Here is a 14,784-nt window from a genome sequence, read left to right as displayed (position 1 = left end):
CCCTCCTATCTTAAAGTGATGATAGATTTTCCAATGGATCATCAGTTGTGGTTTCCGCTACACTTTCATCTGACTCATCAGCGGCATCAACTAGATTTCCCTGGTCATTCCAAGTTATTTTCTTTTTTTCTTTGGTGGTGTGCATTGCACCAACCAACTCATCAGTAGTTACAACAACTGGCTTGCTAGCTTGTGGAATCGACACCTGATCAAGACGCTTGCTTAGCCTAGTGGCATCAACCTTGGTATCTAAACTTCCCAAATTGGTTTTGGCGACTAAGTCTTCTGCCGACGGTGTCGTCTGCTTGGGTGAAAACACAATTGGCACATCAGCATCAGGAGCATCAGGTAACCCCGATACCTTTTGGTTTTCTTTAGTTTGTAGGTCATGGGGATCGGCTGAATTCAGTGTTCCCATCAAGTCTCGAACGCTTTTCTTTGCATCTTTAGCCGTTAAGACTCTTTGAGCTAAATAACTCTTGGCCCCAGCAATAGGTGGCTGATCGACAATACCAACAACACCACATTCGTGTCCCACTAACGATTGAATCATCGATAATTCGGTTGACCCATCAATCATGAAATGCAGGTTGTGACCATCGTCTACCGCCATAATCAATTCCGTTTTATCCTTGGTTAAAATAAAATCCTGCAAAATTCCCGTAACTAAATAGTTCATGAAATCCCTCCTCTCTACGTGAATTTAGGTGTTAGCTTTTTAGATTTTGGCTCTAATTCAAAATAGACTTTATTTCTGTAGTGACGTTGCTTACTATCAACTAAGTCTGCAAATACTTTGGTTTTGCCTAACTGGCACAGTTCACGAATTAACGGTTCGTCTGAAGCCTGACTAAAAAAGACTTTTGGCAACGAAAATTTACATTTAGGATTGTCACAGCCATACCACTCTTTTGTGCCGGAATCAGCGGTTCGACTCACCAGACCAATCTGACCCTTATGGCACTTAGGACAAACAACTTCTGGGGTAATTAACGTTGTCGAATAGGTCACTTTTTCCGGTGGGGCAATGCTGATTTCTGGCTGTTTGGTTCGGTAAACCTCAACTTGGTTAGTCAACAGTTGTTCAATCTTCTTTAAGTAAGCTTCGGCTTGAATATCGCCCTTCTCGACTCGCTTAAAAACATCTTGCCAAGCTTTAGCCGACTTTAAATCGGTCAGCGTTGTTCCTTGCCAAAAATCAACCATTATTTGCCCGGCTTCAGTGGGATATAATTCACGCTTTTTGCCCTTAACTTCGATATATTTTCGTTTTGTAATGAGTTCGTCCAAAATACCAGCCTGGGTCGCTGGTGTTCCCAATGAATACTTAGGGGCCAACTGTTTAATAATTTTGCTTTCTGTGATACGCGTAGGCTTTTTAGTCACATCATCAGTAATTACTGGTTTAACAGGTACCACTTGTCCCTCTTCATAAACTGGTAAAATGACATCTTTGGTCGGCTTTTGATGAACGAGTTCCGTCCATCCAGCTACTTGAATTTGTTTGCCTTTTGCCACAAACTCCTCACCGGTAGTGTCGGCTAACTTAACCGTTTGGGTGGCGTAAGTCTGGTCGGCCGCAAACATCAACATCGTTCGTTCGACAACTGCTAGGTATAGGTTCTTTTCTTTGGGCTTTAGCGTTGATAGATCAGCCAATTTGTCCGTCGGAATCAAAGCCGGGTGCCCGCCAGCGTCCGCAACGACCACTTTTTCACGAGGCTCGGGATTGGATAACGGCCAATCTTTATCTAAGAGTCCCATGTAACCCTGATACCCAGCTTTTAAATAATCGAACTCTTCGCGCTCGATAACTTCCGACTCTGTCCGTGGGTAACTCGTCACATGCAGTTCATCATAGAGGTGTTGCATCGTTTCTAGCACCGACTTAGATGAATAGCCCCACTTATCAGCTGCGTAAGCTTGAAGATCACCCAAGCTAAAAAGTGCTGGTGGTGTTTTCACCTTATCTTTGGCTTCTACTTCTTTAACCACCGCACTATTAACCCCTTGCGCAGCGTTTTGCGCTTCATCGGCACTATTAAAATGGCGGTTATTGATATGATGAAATTTAATATGATTGGCTTTATCTTCTAATCCCAGCAACCAAAAGCGGTGAGACTTGAACTCGCGAATATCTCTGTCGTTTTCCACAACTAACGTGAGTAAGGGGGTCTGGACTGTCCCAGCAGAAACAGGGAATCGATAGCCCCTTTCTCTTAATTGGTGCATAGCTACGCGCGACATATTCATGCCGTATAACCAATTAATCTCGTTTTGTAGTTTCCCTGCAGCCCCTTTCGCCGCAGTTGTCGCCGGATCTACTAAATGATTTTCAAACGAATTTCGTGCTCCCACTGCTGTTAGCGAACTATTCAATAAGCGGTACTTCAGCTTATCCAGGCCACCGGGAATCCGTTCCAAAATCTCCCGACCAATATTTTCACCTTGATTATCGGCATCAGTTGCCAAAATAACTCCGTCAGCCGCCATGACTTCTTTTTTAATCAGTTGAAATTGTTGATTAGCCCATTTATTTTGCGGTTTTACCTCAAACTGCTTGGGCAACAAGGGTAACTGCGAGTAGTCATTACGATCTGCCCAGGCTGGGTTATATTCTTGCGGTTGATATTGTTGGAACAAATGGCCCTGGGCATGAACAAAATGAACCTCATCATTTAGCAGCTCACTTTGGACAATCACGACCCCATCTTTTTTGTGGGGGGTTCCTAGGGCCTTAGCATAGGGGTCAACTTGATTACCTTTTTCAGTCAAACAACAGAGCATCGTTCGTCACTCCTCCTTTTATTCGTTCCAATTTTAAGGAGAAAGTGCGTCCCATTGTTAAATCGCACGCAATTCAAGGACTAAAAAAAGAGCCCTACTACCGAGTAGGACTCTTTTTCATCTTCTATCGACTTAAAGATCGTTGACGCTGAAGTCCCATATCTAGTGGTGCCAATCCTGGTCTTTCAAGCGTAGGTGTCTTCTGTACAATCGTTTGTGTCCGGCTTTTTTCTAATTCCTGGTAACGGGGATCAATCCCTTCAATAATCTTTCGTGACGCTCGATTAACGTCATTGATAATGGTCATCTGTTGCCCGAATTGACGTTCATCAAGTTTCTGTAAATGAGTCGTCCAATCGCTGATATAAGGCACTGCCTCTCGTTCTACGTTAATTCCACAATGTTTCATGACTACTGCACTAGTGAGTTCTGCTTGTAGCTCCGCAATTGGCCGACTCACCTTATCTGACTGATGTTCCAACAACGCATGGCCCATTTCGTGCAGCCGAACTTTCAGCTTTTCACTGTCTGGCAAGCCTGACTGAATGACAATTGCTTTTTCATCAGGTACATAGTAGCCCTTCGCTACTGATTTACTGTTCAAGTGGGGCCGTTCTTGAATCGTAACTCCTTGGCTTTGGGCAAATTCATCAACCGCCTGGGTCAGTTCAGCAATGTTTTCTGGATTGCTTGGAAACTCATAAGGTCGGTTGGGATAAATCTTTGGATAATCAACTGCTTTCATCGTCGTTTGGGTAACATCAAAAACTGTGACTAGCCGATAGCCCTTAATCAACTCCTTGGTCGGTAGCTGGTGCTTGTTGGCAGCTTGCTTTTGTTCATTGGTGACTTGATTCAATGGGACCCAATCATCACTGATTTTAACGTGCTTGACCATATTAGGGGCGAAGATCTTAATGCCATGTTGGCCCTTTTGAACCTTGGCCCCCATCTGTTTAAACTTCGTGAATCCAGCTACAGCCAAGGCCCCTGCTTTTTGTCCCTTAATGAGCACTTGATTATGAAACGAATACTGTGGGAATCGGGCCATGAAATCAGCCATTTCTAGCAAATCTTCTGGTGTTCGCGTCACCTTCCGCGCCGCTGCCAAAACTTGTTTAGAGTATTGCGCAATTTCCTGTCGACGTTTCTCCGTATAGCTTTCTTTTGGAGTATCTTCTGCTGCTGGTTCCGGCGTGTCTGCTGGTGTTGACTGCTTCGCAGGTTGTTTCTCTTGAATCTTAGTCTCAGATACTGAACTGGAAAAATGATCAAGGCTAATCAACTGTTGTACCGTCTGGTCATCCTTTAAGTCATCATTCCAATCTTTTTCATGAGGAATGGCGACGTTCACTTTCACTCGGCCATTATCCCCTTGAATGCCGGCGTCCTTAAATTGTTGAATGAATTGGCGACCAGCATCATCGTTATCGGTCGCCAATACTAGCTCTTTTAGCTTCCCACCATGATCACCGATTCGTTCCGCAATCATGTTTGCAAACACGCCCTTCTTCTCAACACCCCCCAGTGACACGATCAGGGTTGGTTCCTGAGGCGCAAAAAGTTGGCCATAAGACATGGCATCGATTGGTGCTTCACAAATCACTGCGCGGGTCGGCGCACCACCTTCACCAACCACTTGCGTCCATCCGAAATCGTGCGCACTATGCCGCGCAATGCCTTTAAAATAGTGCCGTCCTTGGTGTGGGTCTTTCATATAGGTTGTTCCTTGTAGGTCAGCTCCAACAATTTTATCGCCCTGATACCAGGGAAAGACAAGGTTATGGTGTTGAGTATCTTCCATAATCTGCCCTTGCTTCACTAGCTGATCCACCAATTTAGTCGGAATCTTACGGGTCTTAATTAAGTAGTCCCGGCACTTCGTGGACAGCTGCCTTTCAGCGTGGAGTGCCGATAAGTCAAATGGCTGCGAATCAACTGTAGTTGATCGATCAACCCGTCGACTTTGTGGATTATCTTGCTGAAAATCGGCTAATCTTTTTTTAGCCTCTGTTGGTGTTAGATCATCGTGTTCGGCAACGAACTCCGGTAAATGGCCCCATACTCCCGTGGAAAAACGGTTAAAGTAATCTTTATTTAAATTCACCCGCATAGAGTCACGATCAGTCAGCCAAATCCAATGACCACTTTTTTCATAAGTTATGCCCGCCCAATCCATATAGTCTTGAATCTCAGACATGTGGGTCATCACCCTTCACCGTTGGCTTTGCTACCGCTGGATTAGTTAACAAAGGAGCGACGGCTGACTTAAAATCTTTCAAAGAATCAATATCCATTTTTTCAATCGCATACAGACCAATATCTTGTGCCAGTTTCTTTTTGGCCACCTGATATTCTTCGTTAGCTCGCTGTAGCTTTGCCAACTTATTTTCTAAATTCGTTGCCATTAGCCTACCTCCTCAGTCTTTGTGAGAAAGGATAAACGAAAACTTGTCAAAAACGAGAAAGCGCACAAATGGGAAAAAGTAATAATTAGCAAAATTTACCAAAAAAGAGCATAATAAAAAGTTTCAAAAAATTCTTCATCTTTAAGCTTCCTATTTTCAAAGCACAACGATACTCTATCCCCAGTAGAATATTGCCAACAAAAAGCACTACAGACGCTTGTTTCAAGCGTTTGTAGTGCTTTTTTATCTTCTCATTTCTCTATTTTGTTCTTGTTCTTGTTCGTTTTCTTCTTGTCGTTCGGCTTCTAAACGCTGGTCTAACGAGTGTTGTTCATCTTGCGCAGTCCTTTCCAGTTGCGCATTACTTCGTCGTAATTCGCTAATAGTGGTTTTCATTTCCCCACTCAAGTGGCTTCGCAGTTTATGCCGGATTGTCCGGGTCGGTAGTCGTTTAAGCTGATCTTCCTGAATTTCTCCTGATCGCGTTGGCTGCGTAAACGCTCGAATTGTCGGACTAGCTTGTTCTGATAATTTGTTTAATTGCTGATACTGCCGTCGTTTATCTAGCTTTGATCCCTTTTCCAAATTTAGTTGCCGCTTTAGCTTAAGCACTTTCATTTGAGCTCGCAGACTCTTTTTTATTTGATACTTCGTCAATGGAACTTGATACACGTCTTTTAACAGACTATGCGAATGAACTTGATCAACTGACCTCAACTCAACTTCTAAGCGCTTCATCAATCGATCGTAGGTTTCACCAGAGACTTTTCCAACTTGTAAGTTGACCGGATCGTCGTATGCTTCTGCGCCCACATTATTTGTCTTTAAACAGTGTTTAAAATCAGCTAAAAATAATTGTTGTTGTGCCAGAAAGGCTCGATCACCAGTGGTCAAACTCGGACTAGCGTTCAAATCTTTTTCTAGCATACCCTGCAAGCGGTCTGATTCAGATTGAATACCCGCCAGCTTCAAATTACGATTCTGTAATTTATAACCCACTTTACGCGTAATAAGTTCTCGCTTTAACAACCGGTGTTGCGTGTCCGTTAACTTTTCCTGATCAAGCTGCCGCCGTAGTTCATTAATTTTAAGTCGATTATCCGCCATCAACTCAGGGGTAACTTGCTGCGTCAGACTTTTAACCGAAAGTTGAAATTGATCCTCGTGCCGAATGGTTTTAAACAATTCGTTGATCAACCGGTCTTCTAGTTTTTTTGTCTTGCCTGGTGCCGTGTCTTTAGCCTGCTGACCATATAACTGACGATTCAAGTGACTTTCACGCACCAGTTCCGCCTGAAATGTTTTAAATTCCGGCTCATGGATTAAATACTGTTGGATATAAGTTCGCGCTTCTTTAATTGCTGCTTGCATCGCTGGCGTTTGATCGTGACTGGCATACCATTTCCGTTTATCTCTTGGAAGCTTCAGAAAAATCTGCTGTAACAGCTGATCATCTGGCGACATTTTTTTAATTAAGTCTTTGCGATGACTGGCAATCTGAACTTGTAAATTTCTGATTCGTTCCTGTTCTTGCGTGTTACCTAAACGAATCAGCTGCCGTGTAAACGTTGACTTAAACCGCTGAATAGAAACGCCATTAAGTTTACCGGCGTATTCACCAGCGTGTGGCCCGCGCTGAATCTTCCGGCGCGTTGACTGTAATTCCGACAGCCCCAAGTGAACATGAATGTGGTTGGTATCAAATTGAATATTGCCCCACCAAAAGGCCGTCGGCCCCAATTTTTCATTAGTCATTAGTTGAGCCATGGCGTCTCGAATGGCCTGCTTGATCAGTGGCTGATTCGTCGTCCCATCTGTCTGATAAATATTATTTTCGGCCAAAAACTTGGTGGACATAGACACAAAGCCGTACTGTAACGGGATCTTATTTTTTTCGGCCGTCGCTAACTTTTTCTGCAAGGTTCGCATCTGTTTCGGTGATAAATAATCTGCTTGGGTAGTGAACGTTGGTGAATACATCGACCCCGGATTATCACCATCTAAGCGCACCGCCGTCTTGCGTGACGTGTAATCTAATAAATCATGATAGCCGTCTTGATCAACCGCCTGTTGACGGCTCGTATAATCCAAATAGCCACTGTAACTACTGCCGGGACTATTAAACTTCCAACCACTGACAATCGCCGCTTGGTTGTTCTCCATAGGTTTTATGGGGTCAAAATTTTTGGGGCGTTTGATCTTAGTCATGACGGTTCACTCTTCTCAATTCTGCCACCTTTCGCCACCAAGCTAGTTTAGTTGCGTGTTGATAATAGGATTTTACTTGCCACTTGATTTTGACTTGTTCTTCATTGAATTCTTTGGAATGCGCCAAATAACTCTTCCCTAATCCAAGTTCCCGGGTTAAATCCGCTTCACTTAAATCAACTTGACTGCCATACGCCGCCGCTTGAATTAAATCATCTTTTTCGGTTGATCGGCGATAATCGTTCGCCTGAAAATCAATGTGTTGTTGGTGGCGTAGTTCACGATAAAAGTTTCGCTCTTGTTTAATTCGCAAACGCTCACTTACTGGAAAGCGCGTTAAATATTGTTCGTCGCTCATCACAAATTCTTGTTGGGTTTCATCATACTCACCAATTTCTGTCGCCCAAGAATGTTCGACCGTGTCGAAGAATCCTAATTGAATGAGTAACCCCCGTTCAAAGTCCGTTAAAGTTTCGTTTGTGTCCTTGGGTTGATCTACATTAGCTTGATCTGTTTCCGTAAAATTCACTGGCATTGCTAATTCCTCCCTTACCGGTAGTTCGTTTGTCGGTTAACGGTCACATCATGATCCATCTTTTCTCGGAAATGATTATGCCACTGACGAATAAGCGAATCTTGATCCGCTAAGTTTCCTAGTTGGTTTTCCGATGATACTTTATCCGGCGTCAGATTCGACTTTGAACTCGCATAGCTGCTTAAGTTAATCATCAGGTTTTCTGTTTCTAGTTGATCTATTCGGCGAAGTAATTTGCGAATTTGCTTCACATCTAACGGTTCATCAGCAGCCATCAGCTCTTGTTGCCGGGTCATAAAATTTTTTTCGGGTTCTCTCAGAAACAACAGGTAAAAGTTTGCGATTAAGCTATTGAGTACCGCATTTTTCGTAATCCTTTTTGTGGCATATTCTGAATAGATCATCATGGGATTAGCCCGTGCGTATGCCATAATATCTTCTAACATTTGTTCGGTGCTCGCGGTTGTTTTAACTTGAACTGACGTTGGTTTTGACATGTTACTGGCTCCTCTCTACTCTTCTAAAATATTTAATAAGCGTGAAACTTTTTCGGCTAATTTTCCATTGCTCACCACTGCTTCGTCATTGGTTTCGGCATAGGTTCTAAAAGCCATTAACATTTTTAACTCCGCTTCTCGCTGATCCTGCATCGATTTTTCTAACGGTGCCGCATAACGCTCAACATATTCTTGTTGTAACGCGTCACGCAACAACTGTCGACAATACGCTGACCGATCTGCATACCCCCGTTCCTTCGCAAAACTTTGGAGATCCGCTAACTCTTTTTCTGTTAATCCGCGAATGTAAAGTGGTGTTTGCTGACTCATTTAACCCGCTCCTTTCGATATAAAATGTGCCGCTATTTTAAGCTGGCAAACGACTCAGTTTTTAATCCAACTTTCTACATCTGTCAGAACCCACTCAACCCCCGGTGCAAAAAGACAACAGGATAAGGGGAGCTGCTAGCACCTACGGTGCTAGGCCGACAGTGTCGGCGCTCAGCGGGCTTGCTGCGATTGCTCATTATTGGAAACTAAATATGCTTTTTGTCCTTAAATTGGAAACTGACTAACAAAAAAGTAACCTAAATTGGAAACTGACTAACACCGACAAATCAAAAAATCACCCGACAAAATTAAAAAAAGAGACACTTACTTCTGATAAATCTGAGTCTTTCCGGGTTTTGGTAGCTGGTAACGACCGTCATTAATTGCCGTTTGTTTCTTCTGCATATAGACAATTTCAGTTTGCCGTTTTTCAATATCTTTTTGGGCTTCACTAATATTCGTCCGTTGCGTATCCTGGTCACTACGAATATCTGAAATGCCGCTCAACGTGTCTTGCCGCTGTGAATCTGTTTCATATTTTAAGTCCTTTTGTCGCATGGTGATCTTTTGATTATCGGTTTTAATGGCGGCTTGAGCGACTTGAATCACTTGTTTATTTTGCTTGATTTTTTGTTGTTGCTTTTCAATTTCTTTGTTGATTGCCGTTATCGCATACTGCTTAGCGCTCAACTTCTCTAAGTTATGATTGTCCAAACTTGGATGATTTTTTAGCACTAACTGAGCTGATCCACCCTTGGTGATCTTACCATTAGCGCCCACCGTTTTATCTCGATTCTCCACCGTAATTTGAATGGCACCGAAGTTATCATCCAGATGGTCGACAATCAAAACATAATGATTTGTGGTCGTTGGCACCACTTGATAACTGGCACTTTCTTGTCCCACCGTTTTAATATACCAATCTAAATCACTAGGTAATATTGAAGCCTCTGTGGCATCGTCATTGTCCTCCGTAATATGAAATTGCATCACTAAGCGCTGCGTTTTCGAACTATATTGACGCGCTGTCAGTGCAACACCAGGGCCACTACTATCATCACTATCACCAGTATTTGAAGTCGAAAAACTAACCGCGGAATTCAATGGTGTCTCATCAACATTGGCAAACGTTGGTGCAAACTTGATACTGCCGAGTAACCCCCCACAGATCAATATAAAAAGGCCCAAACCAATAATCCTGCGACGACGTGCTAATTCACGCCACCAGAACCACAGCTCTTTTAGTCGCCTCATTTAGCGTCACCTCTTAACATCAATTGATCAATTTTGGCTGGATTAGTGCCGCTATATTGCTTTAAAACTTGCCCGTTTTTTATCACCATAAAGGTTGGTGTCGATTCAACCTGGTATCGATCTAATACTCGGGTATTGGCTGGATTGGTCGTTCGAACTTTCAAAAAAACACCCGTTTCTTTCTGCCTACTTGACTTCACTTGGGCCTCATTGCGGTTTACCTGACGCTTAATTTGCTGACAATAACGACAACCCGGCCGATAAAATAACAACACAATTCTTCGACTGGTCTTACGCGATAACGTGCGTTGAATGGTAACGGGTGACGATTCAACATACTCTTTATTCTCCACTCGATTTCTCACCAAAATCCCCGTCAAAAATCCCATCACGATTACACTACCTGCAATCAACGTCACGACTTGCCAGCGCTTTAATCTTCTTTTTTTCATGCTCACTTCTCCATTACTGTATGGACCGCTTCCACCAGCACCATTAGAATAATTAAAATCAAAACTTGATTAGCCACTCCGTCCCAAAACCAACCAAAGTGCTTCCGGGTTTGATCGAATGTGGCTGTAGAAGATGATTTTTGAGTCACCTTTTTTACTAATCGTACTTCGCGTCGCCGTTGAAAATGGGATCGATCTGGTAGCTTTTCGAGAGTAACAAACTTGTCTGTAACAAACTTGTCTCCTGACTGATTAACTGCCATTAGTCCACCTCCGAGGTTAGCCCCGTCGCTAACACATCCAACTGCGAAATCACCACTACCAGACTGCCTTGATGACTACCAAGATGACCCGTTATGCCTACCGTCTGCCCAGATTCAAGGCCGTTAACTGTCCGATAGAGCGGCTCATTTAATTGGCCGTGAATCAAACAAACGACCTGTTTTTGAGTCCCAATCTGTAAGTCAAATCTGGCCGTAAATCGGGCTTTATTCTTAGGTTCAAAAATTGGTTTTGTGACCACCGTTCCGGTTAATTCCAGTCGATTGACTTGACGGTCAACGTGGGGAACTGTTCCCACGTCTCGAATCAAATACCGTAACCCTTCAGCTACCCGTAACCGAACTTTTGATAAAGCCAATGGAATTCGCTGCACAATAATGGGTAACTCAGTTGCCTTAATTTGTCCTTTCACCTTGTTAATTTGGTCATTAGAGGCACTATCAATCACCACCCCTGCCAAGAGCACGGGGACACCCGGAACAGCTACCAACACCCCATCACGTGACAATAAATGATCTGATCTATCTAACACCACGCGACAAACCATTGGATCGTCCGCCTGATCTAAACTAAACAGCTGCACAACCACCCAAGTTGCCGGCTTATTTTCCAAATCACTCATGCCAATGCCTCCAATAATTGTGGTGAAATACTCGTCACTTGCCCTTTCAAACTCACGATGCGATAAGTATCTTGATCTCCGGTTTCCAGTTTGTGCTGACGCAACCACTGAAAAGCCAAACCCTCAGTCACAAATAATTGACCAACAAGAGTCCCCGCATCAATATCAATTAAGCCGTATGTCATGTTCTTTTCCTCCTCCACTGATTTCTGAATTAAGCCCTTAACCACGGTATGGATGAGCCAAATCATCATGTAAAACTTGCCCATTTTCAATCAACTTATCGGCCATTTCTGTCAGCCCTTGAACCAACGAACTCTCATCGGGCAACATTGTCGTATCAAGGCGGTTCCGCAGCACCGCAAAATTATCTAGGAGTTCATTAATCGACTTGACCATCTTCTGAACTTCGCGTATTTGTGCATTCTGTTTCAACATATTTTGCCGTTTGACCTCAAGATCGTTCAGATCAGCCTTAATTTCTTCCTGATCAGCCTTAGCTTTTTCCAATTCCAATTCATAAGCCAACCGTTGATTGTGATCATCCACAGCGTCATCAACCAACTTTTGTAAATCCGCAATCTTCTCATTAGCGGCTTTCAAATCAGCCTTCGTATCTTGATAATCAGCTGGTTCAACCTCAACTTGTTTAATATCTGGATCACGTTGTTGTAACTTCGTCACTTGAGCTTGCAGCTTTTTAGCTTTCTTATCCGCTTGCGTTAGCAGCGTTTGGTTAGCCATATTCTCAGAGTAAGCCGCGGCCAATTTACGCTTCGTTTCCCGTAACTCGCGAACCGTCATCTCATCGGGCTTCTTCGTTTCACCCGAATCAAGTTGTTGGGGGTTGTCGCGCTCTTCAGGCGGCATTGTCGCAATTTCATACAAAACATTCATGCCTAAATACGACGACGTCGTCGTATTTGAAAATTCATTAGCGATTTTAATAAATCTCTGTGCTTGTCTAGGCTTTATATCAATAGACTCCAACCACTTACCAAACTCTCCATGAACCAAATCATTCTCTTTCACCCACTTCAAACGCCGACCAATTTCAAAAATGGCCTGGCCCCCAATTGATTGATACGCCTTAATCTCCGTCGTCACAGTGGTCAAATTATGGCTCAACTCAACTGCACTCGTTTCCTCAGCTTGTGACGTAATATCACGCCTTCCCGCATTCTCCATGTCCTTTACCTCCTTGAACTAGTCAACAACCACAACCATTTATCTAAGCGCCGTTGATTTACTTGTCAGGACACAAAAAGAGGGGCCCCACGCGCTAGCGTGAGACCCCCCGACTTAAGTACAGCGTCAGTATTGTCTTGTTTTGATTGAACCCACCAAACCCACTTAACCCGTTAATCACGCGTTAAAACTAACCATCAACCAGTATTCTCTCGAATTCGTAAATAAGAGTATCGTAAGAACGACCTAGCAATGATATAATGGTTTTGGCATGGCCTATCGTTTCCAAGACGTGCTAGGCTGTGTCAGGAGGGCAACGGTCGCTAACGTGTCTGATCACGTTATGCGGCACCAACTTCGCCATCTTGTCAAGAATTGGCGTTCTTGACAAGACTTTGGGAGCTGGTCCCTCTTTTTTTGTGCCCTGATAAATAAATCAACAGGCACTGTGCTATTTAAAGTTGTAAAGTAAATAGCACAGTCAGACAATACTGACAACACAAAAAATAATAAAACTATTAAGTTTGCCATATCAAGAACATACGTTCCCTTTTGGCTGACTATAGTTTACCGCACTTCCTAAAATTTGCCAAGCTATTTTTGTGAGTCCCCACACAAGACCCCTAAGTAGCAATACCCTCACACAGCAACAAGCCTATTCTAGATATATACCTATGGCAATTGATAGCAGCACTTTTCACCCCGTTCTTCTCCTCGTCTCCATTACCCACGGTGGCGCTGAATCACCACTCACCGCTTGCATCTCAGTTGAAGTGAGAACTGTTGGCTCATAATTATTTGTGCTTACAGTTGGCATTAGTGTCGTTAAATACCCCGTCCACGCTTGACTTTGATCCTGACGGCTCACCATAGCCGACTTAAATAACATGGTCACCGTCGTCAATAAAGTCGGCTGGTTACCACGCTGCACCCGCTTCAATTGCGAAGTTGCTTGTAATTGCTTCATAACCCGATTCAAACTCGCCGGAGAAATCCCTAACTCAGCCTGAATTTGACGCGTTGACATGGCAACCGAAGCAGCAGAACCACCCATTCGATTAATCAACGCAAGCACATCGTTACGCCATTCATTAGCATGGCTGTATTGTCGTTCGGCACGTGGCTTAGCAAATTTATGCCAGCCAATCCCCGCAACGACTTTACCTGAAAAATTAGGCACCCATTGATCCAATAGTCCTTGAACATAACTCAGTGCGGCCCCCCGATAGTCACCTGAATAAGCGTCTCTGACGCACTGTACAACTTCACGATCGACCAATGGGTCATGTAAATTTGAATTAAAGACGTCAAGCACGTCTCTCGCACGCTGCTGAGAAATTTTAGATTGATACATCGCTAAAGCTAGCGTCATAACGGTGTTATGACGGGCTAAACCATGGCCTGATTTGACTGTCGTCACTTTCAATAACGCTTTAAACCAAGCTTGATCAACCTGACGGCCCTCATCAGAAGACAATGAAATCACTTGATCTCCCATTTGGTCCGTGACGGGAACTTGAGCAGCATAATACTGTGACCACTTCATCAAAGCGCTCACTTGGATCAACATATTAGCATCAAAAAAAATCAGATTATCCTGACGCGGAATTCGGAAAATGCCAAAATTATTGCAGCCCACATCGACCCCAGTAACCCGTTGTTGAATCCACTGCCGCACAAAACTAGACATTTTCTGGGCCGCTTTCAAAACTGGAAACTGGCCGCGCTTCTTCCGTAAAAACATAGGCTGATCAAAAACGTAGTAGATATGGAACCCCTTCGCAGTCCGCAAAATCATCGTGGGAATGAATAAGTCGGCAACCGTGACCGCACCCAAAACTTCCCGCTCCCGAGCATCGCGTTCTTGCGCGTCAGCAAAATCAATATCAACGACCAAGGTATTAATCTGAGCTAAGTTAGCTTCTCGGTGACCACGAACGCTCCCCCTGTTCTGCGTGTAGCCCAGCCAGTTAAAGGTGTTAGGTGTCCAGTGAGTCATCCGATCAGCAATGGCCTCCAGGCCTTCAAAAGAGGTGATAACCACACCATGGGCTTTTTGCATCGAATCCTTACTGCTGAAGAGCGCAATGGCCCCTTTCTTTGTAGGGGTTTCCATCACTTGTCCGGCAATATTAGAACGACTATTTTTAACTTTATATGTATGTAATGAATCGTGTAATACCAGTCTTTGTGCAGCCTGAACCGTCTTTAAATCGTACAT

Annotated in this window: 15 protein-coding genes; all 15 read right to left on the bottom strand. The window is 43.7% G+C overall.

The window, feature by feature from the left end; genetic code table 11:
• Positions 1-10: 10 nt before the first annotated feature.
• Positions 11-679 (bottom strand): hypothetical protein, encoded by a 669-nt coding sequence (locus RI501_RS12565; protein WP_313823305.1) that lies wholly within the window; start codon positions 677-679, stop codon positions 11-13.
• A gap of 14 nt (positions 680-693) precedes the next feature.
• On the bottom strand, positions 694-2,775 hold the full coding sequence (locus RI501_RS12560; RefSeq protein WP_313823302.1) for a DNA topoisomerase: 2,082 nt from the start codon (positions 2,773-2,775) through the stop codon (positions 694-696).
• A gap of 136 nt (positions 2,776-2,911) precedes the next feature.
• Complete coding sequence (locus RI501_RS12555; RefSeq protein WP_313823300.1) at positions 2,912-4,987, bottom strand: toprim domain-containing protein; 2,076 nt, start codon at positions 4,985-4,987, stop codon at positions 2,912-2,914.
• Entirely contained in the window at positions 4,980-5,195 is a 216-nt protein-coding gene (locus RI501_RS12550; RefSeq protein WP_097547212.1) for a hypothetical protein, read from the bottom strand. The genes RI501_RS12555 and RI501_RS12550 overlap by 8 nt, the downstream gene beginning before the upstream one ends.
• 243 nt (positions 5,196-5,438) lie before the next feature.
• Positions 5,439-7,403 (bottom strand): relaxase MobL, encoded by a 1,965-nt coding sequence (gene mobL / locus RI501_RS12545; protein WP_313823297.1) that lies wholly within the window; start codon positions 7,401-7,403, stop codon positions 5,439-5,441.
• Positions 7,396-7,938, bottom strand: coding sequence for a hypothetical protein (locus RI501_RS12540; protein ID WP_313823295.1), 543 nt, complete (start codon positions 7,936-7,938; stop codon positions 7,396-7,398). Before RI501_RS12540 ends, mobL begins: the two co-directional genes overlap by 8 nt.
• A 14-nt stretch (positions 7,939-7,952) precedes the next feature.
• Positions 7,953-8,435: a hypothetical protein gene (locus RI501_RS12535; protein ID WP_097547215.1), complete on the bottom strand. Its 483-nt coding sequence runs from the start codon at positions 8,433-8,435 to the stop codon at positions 7,953-7,955.
• A gap of 15 nt (positions 8,436-8,450) precedes the next feature.
• Positions 8,451-8,765: a ribbon-helix-helix domain-containing protein gene (locus RI501_RS12530; protein WP_097547216.1), complete on the bottom strand. Its 315-nt coding sequence runs from the start codon at positions 8,763-8,765 to the stop codon at positions 8,451-8,453.
• A 324-nt stretch (positions 8,766-9,089) separates the two neighbouring features.
• On the bottom strand, positions 9,090-10,019 hold the full coding sequence (locus RI501_RS12525; RefSeq protein WP_097547217.1) for a hypothetical protein: 930 nt from the start codon (positions 10,017-10,019) through the stop codon (positions 9,090-9,092).
• Positions 10,016-10,471 (bottom strand): thioredoxin family protein, encoded by a 456-nt coding sequence (locus tag RI501_RS12520; RefSeq protein ID WP_087613014.1) that lies wholly within the window; start codon positions 10,469-10,471, stop codon positions 10,016-10,018. The genes RI501_RS12525 and RI501_RS12520 overlap by 4 nt, the downstream gene beginning before the upstream one ends.
• 2 nt (positions 10,472-10,473) lie before the next feature.
• The gene (locus RI501_RS12515) at positions 10,474-10,734 is read right to left on the bottom strand and encodes a hypothetical protein (protein WP_313823290.1); all 261 of its coding nucleotides are present in this window, start codon (positions 10,732-10,734) and stop codon (positions 10,474-10,476) included.
• On the bottom strand, positions 10,734-11,375 hold the full coding sequence (locus tag RI501_RS12510) for a hypothetical protein (protein WP_260156718.1): 642 nt from the start codon (positions 11,373-11,375) through the stop codon (positions 10,734-10,736). Before RI501_RS12510 ends, RI501_RS12515 begins: the two co-directional genes overlap by 1 nt.
• Entirely contained in the window at positions 11,372-11,560 is a 189-nt protein-coding gene (locus RI501_RS12505) for a hypothetical protein (RefSeq protein ID WP_042255311.1), read from the bottom strand. The genes RI501_RS12510 and RI501_RS12505 overlap by 4 nt, the downstream gene beginning before the upstream one ends.
• A 37-nt stretch (positions 11,561-11,597) precedes the next feature.
• Positions 11,598-12,563: a DUF3102 domain-containing protein gene (locus tag RI501_RS12500; RefSeq protein ID WP_289670542.1), complete on the bottom strand. Its 966-nt coding sequence runs from the start codon at positions 12,561-12,563 to the stop codon at positions 11,598-11,600.
• A gap of 697 nt (positions 12,564-13,260) precedes the next feature.
• Positions 13,261-14,784, bottom strand: a 1,524-nt coding sequence (locus tag RI501_RS12495; protein WP_313823282.1) for a primase C-terminal domain-containing protein, incomplete at its 5' end; no start/stop codon positions are given.

The sequence above is a fragment of the Levilactobacillus zymae genome (genome assembly GCF_032190635.1).
In the GTDB taxonomy this organism is placed as follows: Bacteria; Bacillota; Bacilli; order Lactobacillales; family Lactobacillaceae; genus Levilactobacillus; species Levilactobacillus zymae_A.
This window is presented reverse-complemented; position numbering and strand designations above follow the sequence as displayed.

Bases quoted from the DNA above. Each gene is read 5' to 3' on its own strand.
- RI501_RS12505 (WP_042255311.1), bottom strand. From the start codon at position 11,560: ATGACATACGGCTTAATTGATATTGATGCGGGGACTCTTGTTGGTCAA.
- RI501_RS12515 (WP_313823290.1), bottom strand. From the start codon at position 10,734: ATGGCAGTTAATCAGTCAGGAGACAAGTTTGTTACAGACAAGTTTGTT.
- RI501_RS12535 (WP_097547215.1), bottom strand. From the start codon at position 8,435: ATGTCAAAACCAACGTCAGTTCAAGTTAAAACAACCGCGAGCACCGAA.
- RI501_RS12500 (WP_289670542.1), bottom strand. From the start codon at position 12,563: ATGGAGAATGCGGGAAGGCGTGATATTACGTCACAAGCTGAGGAAACG.
- RI501_RS12510 (WP_260156718.1), bottom strand. From the start codon at position 11,375: ATGAGTGATTTGGAAAATAAGCCGGCAACTTGGGTGGTTGTGCAGCTG.
- RI501_RS12550 (WP_097547212.1), bottom strand. From the start codon at position 5,195: ATGGCAACGAATTTAGAAAATAAGTTGGCAAAGCTACAGCGAGCTAAC.
- RI501_RS12525 (WP_097547217.1), bottom strand. From the start codon at position 10,019: ATGAGGCGACTAAAAGAGCTGTGGTTCTGGTGGCGTGAATTAGCACGT.
- mobL (WP_313823297.1), bottom strand. From the start codon at position 7,403: ATGACTAAGATCAAACGCCCCAAAAATTTTGACCCCATAAAACCTATG.
- RI501_RS12565 (WP_313823305.1), bottom strand. From the start codon at position 679: ATGAACTATTTAGTTACGGGAATTTTGCAGGATTTTATTTTAACCAAG.
- RI501_RS12555 (WP_313823300.1), bottom strand. From the start codon at position 4,987: ATGTCTGAGATTCAAGACTATATGGATTGGGCGGGCATAACTTATGAA.
- RI501_RS12520 (WP_087613014.1), bottom strand. From the start codon at position 10,471: ATGAAAAAAAGAAGATTAAAGCGCTGGCAAGTCGTGACGTTGATTGCA.
- RI501_RS12540 (WP_313823295.1), bottom strand. From the start codon at position 7,938: ATGCCAGTGAATTTTACGGAAACAGATCAAGCTAATGTAGATCAACCC.
- RI501_RS12530 (WP_097547216.1), bottom strand. From the start codon at position 8,765: ATGAGTCAGCAAACACCACTTTACATTCGCGGATTAACAGAAAAAGAG.